Source organism: Rhodocytophaga rosea, from assembly GCF_010119975.1.
In the GTDB taxonomy this organism is placed as follows: domain Bacteria; phylum Bacteroidota; class Bacteroidia; order Cytophagales; family 172606-1; genus Rhodocytophaga; species Rhodocytophaga rosea.
Map to the genome: position 1 here is coordinate 5,932,131 of NZ_CP048222.1, position 20,711 is coordinate 5,952,841.

The 20,711-nt window shown below is 34.3% G+C and carries 21 protein-coding genes; all 21 read left to right on the forward strand.

Annotated features, from left to right (window positions below):
* Nucleotides 1–14: 14 nt before the first annotated feature.
* The 21 genes from GXP67_RS24545 (at nt 15) to GXP67_RS24645 (ending at nt 20,687) form a co-directional block, all read left to right on the forward strand.
* A complete protein-coding gene (locus tag GXP67_RS24545; protein ID WP_162445566.1) occupies nt 15–836 on the forward strand; it encodes a class I SAM-dependent methyltransferase in 822 nt (273 codons plus the stop codon).
* Nucleotides 829–1,914: a DegT/DnrJ/EryC1/StrS family aminotransferase gene (locus GXP67_RS24550; RefSeq protein ID WP_162445567.1), complete on the forward strand. Its 1,086-nt coding sequence runs from the start codon at nt 829–831 to the stop codon at nt 1,912–1,914. Before GXP67_RS24545 ends, GXP67_RS24550 begins: the two co-directional genes overlap by 8 nt.
* Nucleotides 1,915–1,931: 17 nt before the next feature.
* Nucleotides 1,932–2,810, forward strand: coding sequence for an LbetaH domain-containing protein (locus tag GXP67_RS24555; protein WP_162445568.1), 879 nt, complete (start codon nt 1,932–1,934; stop codon nt 2,808–2,810).
* Nucleotides 2,807–3,403 carry a hypothetical protein gene (locus tag GXP67_RS24560; RefSeq protein ID WP_162445569.1) on the forward strand — a complete coding sequence of 199 codons (597 nt, stop codon included), beginning with the start codon at nt 2,807–2,809 and terminating at the stop codon, nt 3,401–3,403. Before GXP67_RS24555 ends, GXP67_RS24560 begins: the two co-directional genes overlap by 4 nt.
* Before the next feature lie 9 nt (nt 3,404–3,412).
* Nucleotides 3,413–4,336, forward strand: a complete 924-nt coding sequence (locus GXP67_RS24565) for a ketoacyl-ACP synthase III (RefSeq protein ID WP_162445570.1) — start codon at nt 3,413–3,415, stop codon at nt 4,334–4,336.
* A 6-nt stretch (nt 4,337–4,342) separates the two neighbouring features.
* A complete protein-coding gene (locus GXP67_RS24570; protein ID WP_162445571.1) occupies nt 4,343–4,591 on the forward strand; it encodes an acyl carrier protein in 249 nt (82 codons plus the stop codon).
* 77 nt (nt 4,592–4,668) lie between these two features.
* A complete protein-coding gene (locus GXP67_RS24575; protein WP_162445572.1) occupies nt 4,669–5,655 on the forward strand; it encodes a glycosyltransferase in 987 nt (328 codons plus the stop codon).
* A 116-nt stretch (nt 5,656–5,771) separates the two neighbouring features.
* Entirely contained in the window at nt 5,772–6,377 is a 606-nt protein-coding gene (locus GXP67_RS24580) for a class I SAM-dependent methyltransferase (protein WP_197901560.1), read from the forward strand.
* The gene (locus GXP67_RS24585; protein ID WP_162445574.1) at nt 6,374–7,537 is read left to right on the forward strand and encodes a glycosyltransferase family 4 protein; all 1,164 of its coding nucleotides are present in this window, start codon (nt 6,374–6,376) and stop codon (nt 7,535–7,537) included. The genes GXP67_RS24580 and GXP67_RS24585 overlap by 4 nt, the downstream gene beginning before the upstream one ends.
* 752 nt (nt 7,538–8,289) lie before the next feature.
* Nucleotides 8,290–9,534, forward strand: coding sequence for a glycosyltransferase (locus GXP67_RS24590; protein WP_162445575.1), 1,245 nt, complete (start codon nt 8,290–8,292; stop codon nt 9,532–9,534).
* Between the two features lie 144 nt (nt 9,535–9,678).
* Nucleotides 9,679–10,425: an FkbM family methyltransferase gene (locus tag GXP67_RS24595; RefSeq protein WP_162445576.1), complete on the forward strand. Its 747-nt coding sequence runs from the start codon at nt 9,679–9,681 to the stop codon at nt 10,423–10,425.
* Between the two features lie 6 nt (nt 10,426–10,431).
* Entirely contained in the window at nt 10,432–11,304 is an 873-nt protein-coding gene (locus GXP67_RS24600) for a glycosyltransferase family 2 protein (protein WP_162445577.1), read from the forward strand.
* 50 nt (nt 11,305–11,354) lie between these two features.
* A complete protein-coding gene (locus GXP67_RS24605; protein WP_162445578.1) occupies nt 11,355–12,212 on the forward strand; it encodes a glycosyltransferase family 2 protein in 858 nt (285 codons plus the stop codon).
* 119 nt (nt 12,213–12,331) lie between these two features.
* Nucleotides 12,332–13,468: a glycosyltransferase gene (locus tag GXP67_RS24610; RefSeq protein ID WP_162445579.1), complete on the forward strand. Its 1,137-nt coding sequence runs from the start codon at nt 12,332–12,334 to the stop codon at nt 13,466–13,468.
* Nucleotides 13,469–13,481: 13 nt separating this feature from the next.
* Nucleotides 13,482–14,246, forward strand: coding sequence for a class I SAM-dependent methyltransferase (locus tag GXP67_RS24615; RefSeq protein ID WP_197901561.1), 765 nt, complete (start codon nt 13,482–13,484; stop codon nt 14,244–14,246).
* A gap of 31 nt (nt 14,247–14,277) precedes the next feature.
* Nucleotides 14,278–14,844, forward strand: coding sequence for a class I SAM-dependent methyltransferase (locus GXP67_RS24620; protein WP_162445581.1), 567 nt, complete (start codon nt 14,278–14,280; stop codon nt 14,842–14,844).
* Nucleotides 14,829–15,275, forward strand: coding sequence for a hypothetical protein (locus GXP67_RS24625; RefSeq protein ID WP_162445582.1), 447 nt, complete (start codon nt 14,829–14,831; stop codon nt 15,273–15,275). Before GXP67_RS24620 ends, GXP67_RS24625 begins: the two co-directional genes overlap by 16 nt.
* Complete coding sequence (locus GXP67_RS24630; protein WP_162445583.1) at nt 15,268–17,280, forward strand: glycosyltransferase family 2 protein; 2,013 nt, start codon at nt 15,268–15,270, stop codon at nt 17,278–17,280. The genes GXP67_RS24625 and GXP67_RS24630 overlap by 8 nt, the downstream gene beginning before the upstream one ends.
* Nucleotides 17,281–17,418: 138 nt before the next feature.
* Nucleotides 17,419–18,360, forward strand: coding sequence for a glycosyltransferase family 2 protein (locus tag GXP67_RS24635; RefSeq protein ID WP_162445584.1), 942 nt, complete (start codon nt 17,419–17,421; stop codon nt 18,358–18,360).
* Between the two features lie 135 nt (nt 18,361–18,495).
* Nucleotides 18,496–19,419, forward strand: coding sequence for a glycosyltransferase family 2 protein (locus tag GXP67_RS24640; RefSeq protein WP_162445585.1), 924 nt, complete (start codon nt 18,496–18,498; stop codon nt 19,417–19,419).
* 65 nt (nt 19,420–19,484) lie between these two features.
* Nucleotides 19,485–20,687, forward strand: coding sequence for a glycosyltransferase family 4 protein (locus GXP67_RS24645; RefSeq protein WP_162445586.1), 1,203 nt, complete (start codon nt 19,485–19,487; stop codon nt 20,685–20,687).
* Nucleotides 20,688–20,711 lie beyond the last annotated feature (24 nt).

Consider the following 20,711-nt stretch of genomic DNA (forward strand, 5'->3'; position numbering starts at 1 on the left):
TTGCAAAACCACCTATGAACATAAAAAGTTTTGTTCCCTTAAGTATTAAAAGGCGATTGAAGAAATTATTTCATTCTGATTCTGAAAAAGAAGCTGGCCAAAATCTTATATATTACTGCCCTGCATGTGATTCGAAGCTAGGATATTTTAATCCATTAAGTTCTTTATATGAAGAGAACAAGAAAAAGTATGGATGGCTGTATACCTATGATGATACTGAGACAATCAACCCACAACAATATAGTTGTCCTGTATGTGGAGCTTCAGATAGAGATAGGTTGTATTCATTATATTTGAAGGAAAAATTTCAAAAGGTGGATCTATCTGAAAGACCACTGCTCATAGAATTTGCACCCTCAAGGCCATTGCAAAAATTTATTAAAAAACATAATGTCAATTACCGCACGGCTGACTTATATATGGAGGATGTAGATGATAAGCTGGACCTGATGGATATGCATACTTATCCGGATAATTATTGTGACATATTCATTTGCTCTCATATCCTGGAGCATGTATCAGATGATAAAAAAGCTTTAAGAGAATTGTATCGCATACTAAAACCGGGAGGATGGGGAATCCTGATGGTGCCAATTAATTTGAGAAATAAAGAAATAGACGAAGATCCTTCGGTTATAGATATGGGCGAAAGATGGAGGCGATTTGGACAAGATGATCATGTCAGGCTTTACAACAAAAAAGGATTTATGGATCGGGTAAAACAAGCGGGATTTAAGTTAATAGCATTGGATAGAAATTATTTTAAAGAAATCGAGTTCTTAAGATGCGGTATTACAGAGCGCAGCGTTCTCTATATAGTAGAAAAAAATGATTAACGTAACAAAGGCTTACCTTCCTCCCTTAGCAGAATATACAAAATACCTGGAAGGTATATGGGAACGCTGCCATTTGACTAATAATGGTCCACTGGTGCAGGAACTGGAACAAAAACTGAAAGACTACATAGGTGTAAAACACTTATTTTTTGTAAATAATGGTACCATTGCTCTCCAGATTGCCATTAAAGCATTGAGTCTGAAAGGAGAGATTATTACCACGCCTTTTTCGTATGTGGCTACTACCTCATCCATTGTATGGGAAAATTGCATACCAGTATTTGCAGACATAGACCCAGACACGCTCATGATAAGCCCGGCTGCTATTGAAAAAGCCATTACACCGGCTACGTCAGCCATACTTGCTACACACGTATATGGTGGCCCCTGTGAGGTAGAAGCCATAGAAAAAATAGCTCTAAAACACAAGCTGAAAGTGATCTATGATGCTGCCCATGCCTTTGGTACTATCTATAAAGGTAATTCTATATTGAACTATGGCGACATCAGTACCTTAAGTTTTCATGCTACCAAGTTATTTCATACTACTGAAGGTGGAGCCATTGTAACCAATGATGATAATCTCGCACATACCATTTCGTATATGCGCAATTTCGGCCACAAAGGACAGGAGGATTTCTGGGGGTTGGGTATTAATGGAAAAAATTCTGAATTTCATGCGGCTATGGGATTATGTATATTGCCCCGGATTAAGGAAATAATGGATAAGCGCAAACAGGCTAGTAAAATGTATGACAGCCTGCTGGATAACGAAACTATACATAAACCTCATATTTTTGGAAATACTATATATAATTTTGCCTATTATCCAGTACTATTTCCATCGGAAAATATCTTGCTTCGTGTTCGGGATGCTTTAAATGCAAAGCAGGTATTTCCCAGAAGGTATTTTTACCCGTCACTTAATTCGTTGAATTTCGTTTATCAGCAGAATATGCCGGTTTCGGAGGATATTTCTAAAAGAGTGCTTTGTTTACCTCTGTATTATGAATTATCTGAAAATGATATAGAAATGATCTCATCTGTTGTAAATGAAAATACTTTGGTTGAGAACTAAATTTTAATTACATACTTATGTTATTAAGTGAGTTCTTTCAGGGTAATGATTTAGTAAGGGATGCAGATGTACGTTTAACTCATTACACATATTCCCCTTTTGAAGGAACAGCTTGTTTTGTGCTGGATGACTTATATTTTGAAAGTGCCAATACGAACAAGAATGTAACTGCTGTGATTACTACAAGAGATTATGGTCAAAAGGTAAATATCAGTAAAGGATTAATTATTTGCTCAAATCCCAAAAAAGCTTTTTATGAATTGCATAACTATCTTTTCAGTAAAGCCTACATGCGTTTGCACCAGGAGCATTCTATTGATTCAAGTGCTATCATTGCGCCTACGGCAATTATTGGAAAACATGTTATAATACATTCCAATGTGCAAATTGACCATTATGCGATTATAGAGGATTATTCTGTCATTGGAGAAAATACGTATATCGGACCCAACGTAGTAATTGGCGCTAAGGGTTTACGTAATACTATGATTGACGGAAGTTTTATGCAGGTATTTGATGCTGGTGGGGTAAGCATAGGAAAAAATTGTGAGATTTTAGCCAATGCTATTATACAGAAATCTTTTAATTGTGAGTATACACGTGTTGGAGATAATACCAAAATAAGTGTAAAAGCCAGCATTGGACATGGTTCTAAGGTAGGAAGTAATACGATGATATCCGGGAATGCGCAAATCGCCGGAAATGTAGAAATTGGAGATCATGTATGGATTGGCCCATCAGTAGTGATCGCTGAAAAACTGAAAATAGGCGATCACGCAGAAATTAAATTAGGGAGTGTAGTAATTAAGCATGTAAAAGCCAGGGAAGCGGTATCAGGTAATTTTGCTATGAACCATCAAAAACATTTAACAAACTTTGTAAAATCACAAAGATGAGAGAAGAGTTTATTCTGGACTTTTGCTTCAAAGGAGATAGAAATTATGTTCAAGGTCCAGATATATTTGATGAAGCCTTGAAATTTATACTACTGAAGTTCGGGGAAATCAGGAATATAAAGTATGTAGCACATAAAATGCTGCACCACAATGCTGTACTAATAGTAAGCAGCGAAAAAGGCGAACCTGATAGTAATTCAATCATTACCTTTGAAGTCGGCAATCTTAGATATTATGCTTCTGTTATAAATAATTTTAAGCAAATTAAGTGCAAACAAGATTTCTCAGAAACTGAGATACAAGCAAGCTCAATTATTGAACAAAGTAAGATTTCTTTGTTCAATAATTTGAATTACTCGTTTAGCGAAATTATTGTCTCTATGAATAAGTATTATTTACAGAAAATGTCGGATGCAGTTGGGAAATGGATAATAACAAAACTAGAGCTGAGTGATATAAGCTTTTATAATAATGTTTATCATAAGAAGATTTCTCTTGAACTTGTAAAGAACTTTAATAACATGCTCACTAAAAGTTCTATTTATATAGATGGTAAGCAGGTGGGTGCTATCTATTTCTCTTTAGTTAAGTAATAAAAAACTATGTTAGGTATACAAGAAATTGCTTCATATATTCCTTCAGGCAGATCATCAAACTACGCAAAAAAAGAATTGTTTGAGATAGATGATGCTTTTATTGAGGATAAAATAGGGGTAAAACAGGTAGCAGTAAAAGATTCGCAGGAAGATACATCAGATCTTTGCGTCAAGGCATTCAATAAACTACAGCAGAAAACAGGGTTGAATACCAGTGATGTAGAGTGCGTAATTGTAGTTACACAAAACCCGGATACTAATATTCCTCATACTTCAGCTATTATTCATGGACAGTTGGGATTACCTGAGCAATGTGCCTGCTTTGATATTTCTCTGGGATGTTCCGGATTTGTCTATGGTTTGTCTATAATTCAATCGCTGATGGAAAGCAATAGTTTTACCAAAGGCTTGCTCTTTACAGCTGATCCTTATTCTAAAATTATTAATGCCAATGATAAAAACACTGCCTTATTGTTTGGAGATGCAGCAACGGTTACCCTAATAAGCAATAATCCTGTTTTGATAACCGGAAAATTCAATATGGGTACCATTGGCAAAGATAATAAAGAGCTGATATGTAATAACAATGAACTCTCTATGAATGGCAGGGCTATTTTTAATTTTGCTGCCAGGTATGTACCCGCAGATATTAAAGCATTACTTGAAAAAAACAATAAACAAATGGAAGATATTGATGTATTTATCTTTCATCAGGGGAGCAAGTACATTGTAGATACATTAACTAAGCGTTTGAACTTACCTAAAGACAAAGTACCTTTTGATATTATGAATTACGGAAATACGGTTTCTTCCTCCATTCCCATCATTATAGAACAAAAGCTACAAGATAAATCCTATACAAATATAGTAATCAGTGGATTTGGTGTAGGACTCTCCTGGGCCAGTACAATTTTAACTAGATTAAACTAAATTAATATGCGAGTTACAATTCAACAAGTAAAAGATATTATTAAAGAAGCAGACCTTTCTTCTGTTGATCCGGAAACTTTACTAAAAGATGTTTCTCTCTCTAAACAGGGCGTTGATTCTCTGGAAAAAACCACTATTTTTTTTCTGATTGAAGAAAAGTATGCTATTAAAATATCAGATAGTTTATACCAGGAACTGGATACTATTGAGGCAATCATGGAATATCTCAATAAAAACCTGCCTCAGGATAAGTAACAAAAAATTTATTAAATTCATTTTCTCTGCCCCTAACATTGTAGCTGATATGTGATAGGATTGTAATGGCTGTGTGTATGAAACTGACTGTAAGTATAATTACCTATAATCAAGTTAAATTTATTGCGCAAGCAATTGATAGTGTGCTGATGCAGCAAACTGATTTTGACTTTGAAGTACTAATTGGAGAAGATGATTCCAATGATGGTACCAGAGAAATTGTAAAACAGTATGAAGTCAAATATCCGGATAAAATAAGGGTATTTTACCATTCTTATCCACCTGATTATAAGAGGATAAATGGCCGATTAAACTTTGTAAATAATATCAAAAATGCAAGAGGAAAATATATTGCATTATTAGAGGGAGATGATTATTGGACTAGTCCACACAAACTACAGAAACAAGTAGATTTTTTAGAAGCACATCCTGATTTTGCTATTTGTTTTCATAATGCAAGGTATGATTATGAGGATGGACGCCCATCACATCTAGCAATTACCAAAGATAGCAAGGCAGAGTTTGTGGTTAAGGATTTAATAGAAAAAAACTTTATCATGACGGCGTCATGTGTTTTTAGAAATAAATTATTCCTTGATTTTCCCGAATGGTATTATAAACTGGCATTTGGTGACTGGTCTTTGCATATACTCAATGCAAAATACGGAAAGATTGGCTATTTAAACGAAATAATGAGTGTGTATCGCATCCATGAGGGTGGATTATGGTCAAAGAATTGGTTAAAGCAGATTTCTATTGAAAAACAAGTGAATAATTTATATGCAAGGATTTTTTTTTACATCTGTATTAACAAATATCTTAACTATCAATATAGTAAAAGGATTGGAGAGATAGTATTAAACTTTCATAAAGAAATAGTTAATATACTTATAAGTAATAAAGTGCTAAATAACGAGCATATCAAAGAAAGTTTAAATTATTGTATTATACATAGTTCTTTTGATAAAAGTTTATCCAGAAAGATAATAGTAAAAACATTTCTTCAAGTACATTTTCCGTTCTTTTACTCAGTTTTTTTTCGCTTACGGGCAAAGTTTTCATAGTTTTACAAGAATGTATGGCCAAAGCCGCTAAAATATTTTTAAAAATCCCTCTTACTACTCAAACACTGGACGTATACTTGGTGCGAAACTCCATATTAGAGGCACTAAAAAGTAACATGCCTTTTTTTTCCGGCACACTCCTGGATATAGGTTGTGGCCAAATGCCCTATAGGTCTCTGATTATGGACCAAGGAAAAGTAACCAAATATATAGGTCTGGATTTAGAAGCAAATAATCTTTATAACAGTTCTGTTGCCGATCTACTATGGGATGGAAATAAGATACCTTTACCTGATGCTTCTATCGATTGTGCCATGGCTACAGAAGTATTTGAGCATTGCCCTGACTTACATATAGTCTTAGAAGAAATAAATCGGGTATTAAAGCCTGGAGGAATCCTGTTTTTTACAGTACCCTTCCTTTGGCCATTACACGATGTTCCTTATGATGAATACCGCTATACACCTTTTGCCTTAAACCGGTGTTTGCAAAATGCTAAATTCAGAAATATTCAGTTGAAGGCGTTAGGTGGATGGGATGCCAGTATTGCCCAGATGCTTGGATTATGGGCAAAGAGAAGACAAATGTCTGCTTTTAAGAGAAAAGCTGTGGGTGTAATAGCAAAGCCAATAATAAAATACCTAATCAGGAAAGATATAAAGCCGGTAGAATTTACAGAAAGCACCATGATTACCGGCATTCAGGGAGTAGCAGTTAAATGAAAAGAAACCTGGCTATAATTGCGCCTAATCTTGGGGCACGCTCAGAAACCTTTATTCAGCGGCATATGCAAGATCTCCTACCAGGAAAGACAGTAGTAATTGCCTCATCAAATAAAGCTCCATTATGTGGACACTGGAGTGTAAATGCCCCTGTACTCATTATCGAAGACCTTAAGAAGAATCTACATCAAAAACCAACTATAAAAAAGCAACTTTATCATGCTTTTTTATATAAAATGGGTTTGAATAAATCTGTAAAAAGAAGTAGTGTAATTGATATTATTGAGAATTTCTTAATTACAAATAATGTAGGCGTAATTTTAAGTGAATACTTAGATTTTAGCCTGGATTATATTGGTGTAGCTCGTAAACTTAATATTCCGTTTTTTGCACATGCTCATGGGTATGATGTATCACTTAGGTTAAAAAGTAACGAATGGAGAATTAAATACCTGGCATTGAATGAAGTAGATGGAGTAATTCTAATGAATGAATACAGCAAGAAAGCCTTAAAACAGATAGGTATTAAAGCAGAAAAGTTATTTACGATACCTTATGGAGTGCAACTTCCGGAATTTAGAAAAGAAACTCAAACAGATACAATCATAAAATGCCTGGCTGTAGGTAGAATGGTTGCAAAAAAAGCGCCTATTTTATTATTAGATTCATTCAGAAGGGCACTGGAAATACATCCAAACCTTCATCTGGATTTTATTGGTACTGGCGAATTGTTGCCGGCAGTCAAACAATATATTCAAGCTTTCAGGTTACAGGAAAAAGTTTCTCTACATGGAGCATTAGATAATGAGTTGGTATTAAATTTTATGCAACAAGCGGATATATTTTTACAGCATTCTATTACCTGTCCTGATACAGGTGATGAAGAAGGGATGCCAGTTGCCATCTTAGAAGCAATGTCTTATAGTTTACCTGTTATTTCAACTTTTCATTCTGGCATTCCTGAGGCCGTCATTCATTCAAAAACCGGGTTTTTAGTGAATGAATATGATGTTGTTGCAATGGCAGAAAAAATAGCTTTGTTAGCAGAGAATCAAATTTTACGAATAAATATGGGTTTGGCTGGTAGGGAGTATATTAAGGAATTTTTAAGTTGGGAAAAAGAAAAAACGAATTTACTTAAGTTACTTCTGGGAACTTAAATTTAAAAGAAATCAAAAATAATAAGGATATAGTAAATAACATTTTGATGATGCTCAGTGTAATACCCTTGCTTTATGGAATGGGTCTTAGTATTAAAATACCTTTATCTAGCTAGACTTATTTCAACCAGAAGGTAATTATTTATGGTTACCTGGATTGACATTATTATAAGTAACAGGAGTTGTTACAAGCATAATCCCTTCAATCATTGAGAAGAGAGAGTGATTTTAAAGCTACCGCTATATAGAAATGAATGAAATATAATGGATTCAGATGATTAAAAATAATGTACAATACTTGAGTAGCGCTTTTGCAGTATTGCCTACATTATTATTCAAAAATATACCAGGGTATAGGAATATATAGTGGAATATTTTGAGAATTGAAACCCGGTTGTATAGTTTTAAATCATCAATGTTGTCTGCTATACTTTACCTAATTAGAAAAGGCTATTTATTTGATTTAACTGGCTAGTAGAACCTAAGAAATCCATATGAAAACTATGGTGCAAGGTTTGAGTTTATTGCCCTATTTTTAAATAGATAAACAAAGTAAAAATATTGAAAACTTCTAATCAAAGCTTTAGGTTCGCTCAGGTTTCTTGTTACTTGCTGAAATACAAGCGTTTTATTCATTCATATATCGAAGATATAAGAAAATGTCCATTAAAATACTTGATAAAGAAAAATCAAACAGAATAGAAATAATCACAGTAAAATGCCCTTTATAAGGGTCATATTCAAATAACATAATGAATAAAAGTATTGCAATTATAGTAATAGCATATAATCGCCCTAACGCATTAAGAAGACTTCTCTCATCTTTAGAATCAGCATATTTTGAGGATAAAAATATTCCTTTAATTATCAGTATTGATAAAAGTGATTCTGATCAAGTAGAACAAGTGGCGAAAGAGTTTAAATGGCCTTTTGGTGATAAAAGAGTAATAGTGCATCCTGAAAATCTAGGATTAAGAAAACATGTTATAAGTTGTGGAGATCTAACCTATGAATATGATAATGTCATTATGTTAGAAGATGATTTATTTGTATCACCTTATTTTTATGATTTTACTAAGCAAGCAAATAAATTTTACAAAGATTACGAGGAAATTAGTGGTATATCTTTATACGCTTATGATTTTAATGAGCATACAAATGCTCCTTTTACTCCAATAGAAGATGGCTATGATACTTATTTTATGCAAATACCATCCTCAATAGGGCAATTTTTTACTAGAAATCAATGGAATGGTTTCAGTAACTTCCTTAAAAAGGAAGATGCTGAAATTAATGATAATGATGAATTACCGGACTTAGTCATTCATAGATGGCCTTCTTCCTCCTGGAAAAAGTATTTCTATAAATACATGGTTGTACATAAAAAATACTTTGTTTATCCCAGAATCTCATTCACAACTAACTTTGGAGATGTAGGAACACATTTTAGTAAAACAACAAACAACTACCAGGTTAATTTACTCATGGGAAAAAGAACTTTTAAATTCAGTCTCTTAAATGGATCTTCATCGATTTATGATAATCATTACGAAATTATTCCAGAAATAATTAAAAAATCAAATAAGGAACTTGCAAAATTTGACTTTGTTTGTGATTTATATGGACTAAGAAACAAAAATAAAGTACGTTCAGAGTTTATGATTTCTGCAAAAGAATGCTATAAACCAATTATGGGTTTTGCATTGGAAATGAGCCCGCAAGAATTAAATATATGCTTTAATATTCCGGGAAATTATTTTCATTTAGGCAAAGTTAATGACTTTAGCCATTTTGACCAATTAAAGAGACATAAACAACTTGCTTTTGATCTTAAAATGGATTATGATGATATCTATAAAAATAAAATTAACTTAATAAGAAAAGAAGCATATAATGAAGGCAGAGTTAAAGTAATGCATTCAACTTCCTTTAAACTAGGAAAATTTTTACTTTATCCATTTCATTTCCTCAAAAGAAATATTTCCCTGATTTTGTAATTTATATAAGTGTTTATTTATTTCTTAATAATAGATATCTGCTGCCTTTGATTGGCTACCTAAAAGTAACCCGTACCTTTACTAGAAAAAACACTATTAATTTAACTCACATGTAGTTGTTTGAACATAGAAAATACTAAATTCATGATAAAGCGGCGAGTAAATAAAATATTAAAGCAATTTGGCTTGCAGATCAGCAGGATACCCCAAAAGCAGGTTAACTCTCATGCAAATCCCATTGATAGTATGTATGCCGGAATGACTCGGGGAAAACAAACTAGCATTCAACCAGCTACCATTATAGATGTAGGCGCTGCAAGCGGAGACTGGACAAAAAAAGCACTTACACTCTGGCCTGAAGCGGAATATGTACTATTTGAACCGTTACTGGAAAGGGAGCAGGTTTTGGCAGCTTTTGCTGCTGTCAACCGTAACATTCATATAGTGAAAGCAGCCGCAGGAGATAAACCAGGTGAAATTCCGTTTTCCGTAACAGATGATCTGGATGGAAGCGGCATTGCTGATCCTGCTACTCAAAAAAATTACAGGAGCATACCAGTTACTACTATTGATGGAGAAATAGAAAGATTAAAGTTAAAAGGACCTTATTTGCTAAAACTCGATACCCATGGCTATGAAGTTCCTATACTCATTGGAGCAGACAATACACTCAAGCAAGCACAGTTAGTAATTATAGAATGTTATGGTTTTCAGATTGCGTCGGGTTCTCTCTTGTTTTGGGAAATGTGCAGGCTAATGCAGGAGAAAGGATTCCGTTTATATGATATAGTAGACATTATGCGCCGTAAAAAAGACCAGGCTTTCTGGCAATGTGATGCTTTTTTTATTCCTAGTACTTCAACTATTTTTGATTCTAATACTTACCGTTGATTTTCCTTGGCTTTCCCTAAAATCTCAATCATAACTCCGTCTTTCAATCAAGCCCACTATCTTGAATTTACAATTAAATCTATTCTGGATCAGAACTATCCCAATCTGGAATATATTATTATAGATGGCGGTAGTACAGATGGATCAGTGGATATTATAAAAAAGTATGAAAAACACCTGGCCTATTGGATTTCTGAACCTGATCAAGGCTTGTATTTTGCACTTCACAAGGGGCTTTCAAAAAGTACGGGAGAGATAATGGGATGGCTCAATTCAGATGATATGCTCCATAAATTGTCGCTATTTACGCTTGCTGATATATTTTCTAATATAGCACAAGTTAACTGGGTGCAAGGTTTACCTACTATATTTGATGAGATGGGCAGAACTACGTATACTACTCAGCCGCCATTGAAGTCAAAGTACAATTATTATTTAAAAGATTACCGGAAAACCCCGTTTGCGTTTATTCAGCAGGAATCTACGTATTGGCGTCGCAGTTTATGGGAAGCTGCCGGAGGATACATTTCGCAGGAATACCGGCTGGCAGGTGACTTTGAATTATGGATGCGCTTTTTCCAGAAAGATACCTTGTATTTTACCCAAGCCTTAATCGGGGGATTCCGGGTGCGGAAGGAGAATCAATTATCCCGAAATAATTTTAGCGAATATTTATCTGAGGTAGGTACTATCATTAATAAAATTGAACTGAGCGAGGAGGATAAAAAAGTGCTTCGGTCTATAAAACTTTATAGAAAATGTACCCACTACATTCCTTTGTTAAAGTTAAATACGTATCTGCATGATTCCTATCAAGCCTTATTTGAAGTACCACCTTTAATCCGGTTTGATACAGACAAGCAGCAGTTCATTATTTAAGTTTGCAATTCTCACAAGGAACAGGCTTTCATTCAAGTAGATAAGTTCAGATGAAACAGCAGAAAGTTGATTTATCAATTATTACCCCTGTATTTAATGCCCAGAATTTTATCGGCCTTTGTATCGAAAATGTACTGGCACAAGGCTGTAAAGAAGTAGAGCATATTATTGTAGATGGAGGTTCTACAGATGGAACGGTAGAAATTATTGGTAAGTATGCAACTCTATATCCACATATCCGATGGATTTCAGAGAAAGACCAGGGTCAGTCTGATGCCATGAACAAGGGAATTAGCATAGCTAAAGGGCAATATATAAGCTTTTTAAATGCCGATGATTTTTATGACCCCGGTGTTTTGAATAGAATTATCCAACTGATACAAACACAGGTTTTTCCTGTTCCCTCCATTCTGATAGGAAAATTAAATGTACTTAATGAGTCAGATCAGGTAATAGAAGTACAATTTACAGAAAAAATTTGCCGGAAAAATGTATTGAAATTCTGGAAAAGAAATATTTATCCTGGTAATCCCACCTGCTATTTCTACCATAAAAAGCTACATGAGAGTATTGGTATGTATGAATTGGATGACCATTATCTGATGGATTTTCATTTTTTTATTAAAGCCAGCCGTATAGCTCATTTTTTTTATTTTGACGAAGTCTGGGGGAATTTTAGATTTATACCCGGCACAAAAACGTTTGAAAATAGTAGAAGGGGAGATAGCATGCGTATGAAAGAAGAATTATTTCACTTATATAAAAAGCGATTACCTTTTTCTATGTATATAGAAATAGTGTATGAATATATTATTTTCAAGATAAAATCTAATAAAAGTAAAATTTTGCGTCGGCGACTATACCATATAGGGAAAAGGCTATTCCTATATAGCCGGAAAAATACATAAAGCACAGCTTCGACAAATGGTTGTTTGAACTTCTTAAAGAGAACAATCTCACTTATGCCTTTAATAATTGGTTAGCTTTAGTAAAAGCCGTAAGATTGTAATTATATAGAGGTAACTCTGTGAAGAATGCTGCAAAAATGATACGTTTAGCCATTATAGCACCCGAGAAAAATCCGTATTCTACCACTTTTATTCAGGCTCATAAAGAATTGCTGGAGGCTAAAATCAGCTATTTATATGGTGTGTTTTTTCCTGCTCATACACAAGACGATGTGCCACTTATTTCTACTTCTATAGTAACTACTGCAAAAAAGATAGTTTATTCCCGTATTCTTGGTAAAGAACCTGGATATTTGAGAAAGCGTGCTTTATATAATTATTTGAAAACACACCATATCGAAGCAGTATTAGCTGAGTTTGGCCCTACAGGTGCAGAAGTGTTTCCAGTATGCCAGTTAGCAGGAATTCCATTGATTGTGCATTTTCATGGCTTCGATGCCTGGGTAGATAGTATTTTAGAAAAATATAAAAGCCGTTACCGCCAAATGTTTGAATATGCGTCTTATATTATTGTGGTATCCAGGGATATGGAACAGCAACTGCTAAAATTAGGCGCTCCACGGGCCAAAGTCATTTACAATTGTTATGGCCCAAGAGATATTTTTTTTTATCTTAATTCAAACTTTGAAAAGATTAATTATTTAGCTGTTGGTAGATTTGTTGAAAAAAAAGCCCCTTACCTAACTGTAATGGCATTTGCAGAAGTTCTTAAACAAATACCAGAAGCCAGGTTAACGATGATAGGTGACGGTGAATTGTTGCCTATTTGTAAAAATATAACCACCGGCTTAGGGATCAGTCATGCTATTGAGTTTACTGGTGCACTTTCTCATGAAGAAACCTGTAAACTGTTTGAAAAATCATTCTGTTTTATACAGCATTCGATTGTGGCCGAAAATGGAGATTCGGAAGGGACACCAGTAGCTATTCTGGAGGCTTCAGCAGCTGGTTTGCCTGTTGTAGCTACCTGCCATGCGGGTATCAAAGAAGCAATTGTTCATGGCAAAACAGGTTTTCTGGTAGAAGAAAAAGATATAAAAGGAATGGCCCATTGCATGATTAGATTAGCAAAAGATCGTCCGCTGGCTAAACAGACAGGTGAGCAGGGAAGACGCTTTGTCAGCGAAAGCTTCTCTATGCAACAACATATTTCAAAATTGAATGAATTGCTAAAACAGCTTGTTATAAAAAAATGATATGGGTATTCTGATGCAGAAGATAATACAACGATTACTTCCAAAAAGTATAAAAAAAGAACTGATTACTTATGGAAAAGAAAAAGCATTTGCAGGAAACAATGTGAGCTGTCCTTGCTGTAATAAAAATTATATTACTTTCTTACCTGCTGGCGTTAAAAAAAGGCCAAATGCTATTTGTCCTGGCTGCCATTCTTTTGAAAGACACCGTTTATTATGGATGTACCTGACAAATAAAACAAATTTATTTAAAGACAAAATTAAGGTATTGCATGTAGCTCCTGAGCCTTTGTTTTTTAAAAAATTTAAATCATATTCTAATATTGACTATGTTCCTTGCGCTAAATTTGGAGAAGGTTACGAGGATGCATATCCTACAGGGACAATAGATATAGATATTACGGATATCAAACTTGAAGACAATACCTTTGATGTGATTTTATGCAGCCATGTACTTGAGCATATACCTGATGATATTAAAGCCATGAGTGAGCTAAGAAGAGTACTCAAAGAATCGGGATGGGCCATTTTACAGGTACCTTTAGATACTTCCAGAGAGCATACCTATGAAGATTTTTCCATAATAAGTCCTGAGGATAGAGAAAAAGCATTTGGCCAGCGGGATCATGTACGCTTGTATGGAAAAGATTATGCTGAACGTTTAGAAAAAGCAGGCTTTAAGGTAAAAAAAGACAAGTATGTAGATACATTTACTGAAAATGAAATTTTTAAGTATGGATTTATAAAAGAGGACATTTACTTCTGTACAAAGAAGTAAATAGCAGCGTTTATTAAGCAGAATTCGAAAAATGGATGAATTAATAAAAAATAAAATAAATGATTTCTGGTCTAAGAAAGCAATTAAGACTCCTAATGGACAATGGGTGAGGTGGTGGCAAAGTCCTCATATTATCCGCACTATTAATAAGAAAGTATCAGGGGTGGCCTGTAACGGATTCTCACAGGGTTTAATCAACCTGGCTAAAGAGCATTCAAAGGGTAGAACATATAAACGTGGTATTTCAGTAGGATGCGGAAGTGGAAATAAGGAAATGAACCTGATTCAACAAGGGCTATTAGAGGAGTTTACATTATATGAATTAGCAGAGGAAAGGATAAAGGCAGGCCGTAAATTAGCACAACAATTAGGTATAGAGGCCAAAGTGAATTTTATTGAAAGTGATGCGTTGAAAATAGAAACCAGGGAAGCTTCCTATGATTTTGTACACTGGAATAAAGCTTTGCACCATATGATGGATACCGAAGAAGCCGTAAAATGGAGCCATCATGTTTTAGAAGAAGGGGGCATGTTTTATATGGATGATTATGTGGGCCTTCCAGGTTTCAGTGGACAGATACAATGCTTGAAATTGTGAACCAGTTACGTATGGCTTTGCCAGAAAAATACTTTAAAAATCCGTATGCAGTAACTAAAGGCTCATTACTAACTCGTTTGAAAAGGGTGATACATCCCGGTAGTAAACAGCCTGCCTTCCTTAGCAGAACCATTACCCGGCCTACCATTGAGCATATGATAGCTATGGACCCCTCAGAAGCAGCAGATTCTTCAAGAATTAATCCATCTATAAAAAAGTATTTTCCGCAGGCTGAAATAATTTTTACAGGAGTAACTGTTTATCATCTGGCATTAAATGATATTATCTCTAATTTCAATGAGCAGAAAGATAAGTATTTGCTGGACTTTTTAATGACAGTTGATAACTTATATGCCCAATCAGGAGAAAATCATTATGCTACCGCTATTGGTTTTAAACTCATTTTAGCATTAGAAATTGCTCATGCCTAAAATTGATATTTCTGTTATTATCCCCTTATATAATAGAGTAGCGTTAGTGGCCCAAACTATTAGTTCTGTGCAGTCTCAAACCTATTTGCATTGGGAAGCATTAATTATAGATGATGGTTCCACAGATGGATCAATGGAGCTGGTAGAAAAAATTTCTAAAGAGGATGCCAGAATCAAAGTCTTGAAAAGAAACCGACACCCAAAAGGGGCTCCTGTTTGCCGGAATATCGGATTAGAACATGCCAGCGGAGAATATGTGATCTTTTTAGATTCTGATGATTTGCTTGCTCCGTTCTGTCTGGAACGCAGGTTCACCCATATAAGCGATCTTGCCAATGTGGACTTTATGGTTTTTCCTATGCTTCTATTTAAAAACCGGCCGGGAGATATGGATATTTTATGGAATATAGATAATGAAAGAGAGGATGATTTAGCAAGATTTCTACGCTTAGATGCCCTATGGCAAACGAGCTGCCCAATTTATAGAAGAACTTCTTTACTCAAAATTGGAGGCTTTGATGAAGACTTGCCTTTCCTGCAGGATTATGAATTACATGTAAGAACCTTATGTGCAAAATTTGTTTATGTAAAACAAATGCATGTAGAGCCGGATTGTTTCTTAAGGAGACATGAAGGTGAAAGCATTAGCCAGAAAGGGTTTGACACTAAAAAGTCATTCTTGGACAAAGAGATGGTTTACAGAAAAATACTCAAAACTTTGCTTGCTTATCACCGCAAAGAATATATTTTATATGTATCCTCTCTTTTCTTCAATTTAAGTAAAAAATGGCTTCAAAAATATGGAGATCTGAACCGTAGCCTGGCTTGTTGGGAAAATATTCATAGTATTCTAGAAACAGATCTATACTATAAAAGTATGGACTATTTAGAGAAACTGAATCAATATTATCAAAAAGGAAATGTATCTGTTCTATTAGAAATTAATAAGATAGAAAAATCAATTCCCTTAATTTTTTCTCACCAGAATCATAACTTAAACCTTATAACACAAAGTAATTTCACGCATTTTAATACGAAAAAGCCTTTTTTTTCTATAGTTATTCCTGAAAATGCTCAAATTAATAATCTATCATTACTACTTAAACAAGTATTTAATCAAACGTATCCTTATTTTGAAGTACTAATAATAAACCCTTGCTTGACTGAGGATAGCCGGAAAGTTATAGAAAATTATGCCTTGCAAGAGAAACAAATAAAAATAATCTATCATGAGCAAGATACCAAGGATATAAGGGAGCAATTAAATAAGGCAATAGAGCAAACAAAAGGAGAATACATATGGCTGGTTGATACACCGGATTTTTTAGACAATACTTTTCTTGCAGATGTAATTGGGTATTTAACAAGGTGTTCCCATACAGGCTTGATCTATTATTTGGGGGGAAGAAATAGTGGTTTGTGCAATTGGAATGGATATGCGGGTTATAAAGATGAAACAAACTGGAGCGATAGCTTTTATAAAAACGGTGAACGGATAGTTAAAAAATTATTATTTGTAAACAATAATCTTCCGGCGCCTGATACTGTGTTATTTGATAAAAATGTTTACAAAGCAGCAAGTAGAGCTTATCTCAATAGTTCTTTAAACAGTAAATGGCTATTATACAGTCATATACTTTTATATGGGGATATTTTGTTTGTTTCTAAATTATCTGGCCCTTACGATTTGCAATCAAATACTAACACACAGGTGACATATAAGCCCGATATAAGTATTAAAGAATTAAGTGAAATTCTTTTAAGTATGAGCAGACATTTTTTAATAAAACCAGATATAAGAAAACGTATAATCAGTTCCTTTGTAAATATATGGCAAGATGTTAATAAATTAGGGGCTATTCCATTTAGAATCAATTTTGCTATTTATCGGAATCTAAGCAAAGCAGATCACTCAACATCACAGATCGTACTCATGCGCTTAATCAAAAACTTCATAAGAACAAATATTCCAATTCGCTTTGTTAAAAAAAGATCTCCCAAGTAAGATATACTATGATAAAGTAGACTCCAAAAGCAAATACTCATTTTTATGCTATAATGTAAAAGGCTCATCCTATTTTTTAGTATGTTCATAGCTTTCAAGTACAAATAGCAATTTATTTATCATTACATATTATAAAGCATGCCTAAGGTTACTGTAATTATTCCCAGTTATAATCATGCTTCCTACCTTGATAAACGCATCCGGAGTGTACTGGATCAAACCTATCAGGATTTTAATCTGATTATTATAGATGATTATTCTAGGGATAACAGCCGCGATATTATTGCATTGTATGCCCAGCAGGATAAGCGTATAGAAGTAGTCTTTAATGAACAGAACAGCGGTAGTACTTTTTACCAATGGAATAAGGGGGTTGAAATGGGTAAAGGGGAGTTCATCTGGATTGCAGAAAGTGATGATATGGCTGACCCGGTTTTACTGGAAACTCTAGTTGGTCGTCTGGAAAGGTATCCTACTGCAGGTATTGCTTATTGCCAATCGTGGATTGTTGATGAGCAAGACACTGTTTTGCATTCTGGTATTAACTGGGTTGAGCGGTCAGTAAGAGAAAGGTGGAAAACCGATTTCTTTAATACAGGTCCTGAAGAGTGCAGCAAGTATTTAATCCTGCATAATATGATTTTTAATGCAAGTGCTGTGGTTTTCCGTAAGGCAATGTATCTCAAAGCGGGACCAGCGGATAGCAGCCTGAAATTAACAGGCGACTGGTTACAATGGGTTAAGATTTTATTGATTTCTGATGTTGTATATGTAGCTCAACCTCTTAATTACTTTCGAAAACACACACAAACAACCAGGCATGTCTCTTATATGGATTTGAAAGAACTTGCTGAATTTTACCAGGTATTGCAATTTATAGCAGTCCAAGTACCTATAGACCCCGTAAGTTTGAAAAACAGTAGTCTTGGAAGCAGGTGGGAACTTGCATTTCAAAGTCCTCTAACTATGCGTGCGTTTAGAAATTTATTACGTGTTTGGAAAATGGGCAGAAATATCGACCCATTGCTGACTAAGCGGATCATACGTTTTTTTATAGATAAATTATCGGGAAGGGGTTAATTTACCAATGTGCCAAATACAAAAAAACTGCATATTTTTGAAATTATTTTTAACTATTTTACATAAGCCGGTGAGAAATCGGTTTGTACTCATAGCTAATCAATAGTTGCATATTTAAATATACGAGCTAAGAATATGATACTTTCAGTCATAATACCGACTTATAACCGGGTAGGTAAATTAGAAAAATGTATAGAAAGTTTATCAGGACAATCTTTAGCTAATGAGATGTTTGAAATAATTGTAATAGATAATGCATCTACTGATACTACCCGGGAAGTAATATACCGGATTTTACCTCTGATCAAAAATCTGAGTTATATATATGAAAGTACACCAGGATTAAATGAAGCAAGAAATAGAGGTTTGAAAGAAGCCAGGGGATTATATATAGCTTATCTGGATGATGATACGGTAACACATAAATATTGGGCAGAGAAAATTGTAGAAGCTTTTTCTAACGTAATTCCTCAGCCTGGAGTAGTAGGAGGCCCCGTACTGCCTGTATGGGAAGGAGATAAGCCGTATTGGTTGACCAAAAGATTCGAAGGTGCGGTTTCTATGATCAATTATGGAAGTCAAAAGCGTTTTCTGCAGGGTCGAGATTTTTTAGTAGGCGCAAATATGGCTTTTTTAAAAGCTGCTTTAGTACAGATTGGGGGATTTTTACCAGGATTAGACAGGAAGGGAAGTAAGTTATTATCAGGTGGAGATATAGCAGCCATTGAGAAGATAAAGAAACTAACATATCAGGTTTACTATGATCCTGACATTAGCGTAGACCATTATATTTCGACAGAGAGATTAAACCATGAATGGTTTATTAAGCGTAGTTATTGGGAAGGATATTCTGAGGCACTGATGTGGCGTATGCTTGATAAACCTTCTTTAATAGCATGGTCAAAAAAATTGATTTATTATATCTATGGATTTTTACGTAATCCGGGTCATATTTTTTACTTACTACGATCAGTGAAAGAGCCTGAACTATTCTGGTTTAAATGTATGGTGCATGCCAGGGTAGGATATTTGGCTGGGTTAGTTAGCCTGAATAAATAAAGGGTTTATCTATTTTAATTAACCCAAAACTTATATAGTAGTTGAAGCCTTTAATTATCATATATATGCATAAAATTCCCTATCCACCAGATACAGGGACAAATCAACGTATATATTCGATGGTTAGCTTTTTAAGAAAAGAGTATAGAGTGGGGCTAGTAATGCCAGAATATAAGCCGGAAATCTCTGCCCTTTTTTCAGTATTTGATAATATATGGTATGCAGGCAATTATACCCTACCTGGAGGAAAGCTATTTAAGTTTATTTATGCAAAAATATACACTATTTATTTTAATCTGTTTTATAGAAAGCATCTTGCTGAATATACAGATAATATTTTAGGAAAATATAATGTACTTGCTGCCTATGCTTTATATAAAATTTGCCTTTCTAATAAACCTTCATTAATTATTTGCCAAAAAATTGTAAACTCAGTCTTAAGTACTGCAATTGCTCATAAATTTAATATACCTGTAATCATAGATACTCACGACTTATATAAATTACAACTTGACGAAAAAACAGATAAGATTAATGTAAATTTAAATCAGATGCAATTAGCCAGTGCACGAATAGAGGACGAAATAAACCTTTTAAAACTATATGATGCATTAATAGCTATTCAATTTGATGAGGCGGCTGTTCTTAAAAAATATTTTCCTGAGAAAAAAGTGATTACAGCCTTACATCCTGCCATTGCAAGACCGGTGAATGAAGATACTTCTCATATATTTACCAATAATCCAACCCTTTTATTCGTTGGTTCTTCATCTGAGCATAATAAAGATGCATTGGAGTATTTTATTGGTACACATCTTAGTTTTATAATTGAGAGAATACCAAGTGTAAAACTTATGATTTGTGGTTCTGTTACCCGGCAAATGAATATAATTCATCCGCATATAGAGGTTTTAGGAAGAATAGATGATTTACAACCATTTTATCAGCAAGCTACATTAGTAATTAATCCGGTGAGATTTGGTTCTGGATTAAAAATAAAAACAGTAGATGCACTCTCATTTGGCAAATGTGTAGTTACAACTCCAACTGGATGCGAAGGGCTTCCAGATGTAATGGACACTTTGGTATGTGTGCCTCCTGAAAAATTAGGCGAAGAAATGGTTGATCTCTTAAATAATAGAAATATTATTCTTTCGTATGAAAAAGCTGCCTTGGATTATATTAAACAGTATTTGACTCCCGAGGCTTGTTACTCAGAACTAATGAGTTGGATTCAACGGACGTTGGTTGAAAACGATGATGTATAGCTAATGATAATTGTTTTCTAATAA

Bases quoted from the DNA above. Each gene is read 5' to 3' on its own strand.
- GXP67_RS24545 (WP_162445566.1), top strand. From the start codon at position 15: ATGAACATAAAAAGTTTTGTTCCCTTAAGTATTAAAAGGCGATTGAAG.
- GXP67_RS24550 (WP_162445567.1), top strand. From the start codon at position 829: ATGATTAACGTAACAAAGGCTTACCTTCCTCCCTTAGCAGAATATACA.
- GXP67_RS24555 (WP_162445568.1), top strand. From the start codon at position 1,932: ATGTTATTAAGTGAGTTCTTTCAGGGTAATGATTTAGTAAGGGATGCA.
- GXP67_RS24560 (WP_162445569.1), top strand. From the start codon at position 2,807: ATGAGAGAAGAGTTTATTCTGGACTTTTGCTTCAAAGGAGATAGAAAT.
- GXP67_RS24565 (WP_162445570.1), top strand. From the start codon at position 3,413: ATGTTAGGTATACAAGAAATTGCTTCATATATTCCTTCAGGCAGATCA.
- GXP67_RS24570 (WP_162445571.1), top strand. From the start codon at position 4,343: ATGCGAGTTACAATTCAACAAGTAAAAGATATTATTAAAGAAGCAGAC.
- GXP67_RS24575 (WP_162445572.1), top strand. From the start codon at position 4,669: ATGAAACTGACTGTAAGTATAATTACCTATAATCAAGTTAAATTTATT.
- GXP67_RS24580 (WP_197901560.1), top strand. From the start codon at position 5,772: ATGCCTTTTTTTTCCGGCACACTCCTGGATATAGGTTGTGGCCAAATG.
- GXP67_RS24585 (WP_162445574.1), top strand. From the start codon at position 6,374: ATGAAAAGAAACCTGGCTATAATTGCGCCTAATCTTGGGGCACGCTCA.
- GXP67_RS24590 (WP_162445575.1), top strand. From the start codon at position 8,290: ATGAATAAAAGTATTGCAATTATAGTAATAGCATATAATCGCCCTAAC.
- GXP67_RS24595 (WP_162445576.1), top strand. From the start codon at position 9,679: ATGATAAAGCGGCGAGTAAATAAAATATTAAAGCAATTTGGCTTGCAG.
- GXP67_RS24605 (WP_162445578.1), top strand. From the start codon at position 11,355: ATGAAACAGCAGAAAGTTGATTTATCAATTATTACCCCTGTATTTAAT.
- GXP67_RS24615 (WP_197901561.1), top strand. From the start codon at position 13,482: ATGCAGAAGATAATACAACGATTACTTCCAAAAAGTATAAAAAAAGAA.
- GXP67_RS24620 (WP_162445581.1), top strand. From the start codon at position 14,278: ATGGATGAATTAATAAAAAATAAAATAAATGATTTCTGGTCTAAGAAA.
- GXP67_RS24625 (WP_162445582.1), top strand. From the start codon at position 14,829: ATGCTTGAAATTGTGAACCAGTTACGTATGGCTTTGCCAGAAAAATAC.
- GXP67_RS24630 (WP_162445583.1), top strand. From the start codon at position 15,268: ATGCCTAAAATTGATATTTCTGTTATTATCCCCTTATATAATAGAGTA.
- GXP67_RS24635 (WP_162445584.1), top strand. From the start codon at position 17,419: ATGCCTAAGGTTACTGTAATTATTCCCAGTTATAATCATGCTTCCTAC.
- GXP67_RS24640 (WP_162445585.1), top strand. From the start codon at position 18,496: ATGATACTTTCAGTCATAATACCGACTTATAACCGGGTAGGTAAATTA.
- GXP67_RS24645 (WP_162445586.1), top strand. From the start codon at position 19,485: ATGCATAAAATTCCCTATCCACCAGATACAGGGACAAATCAACGTATA.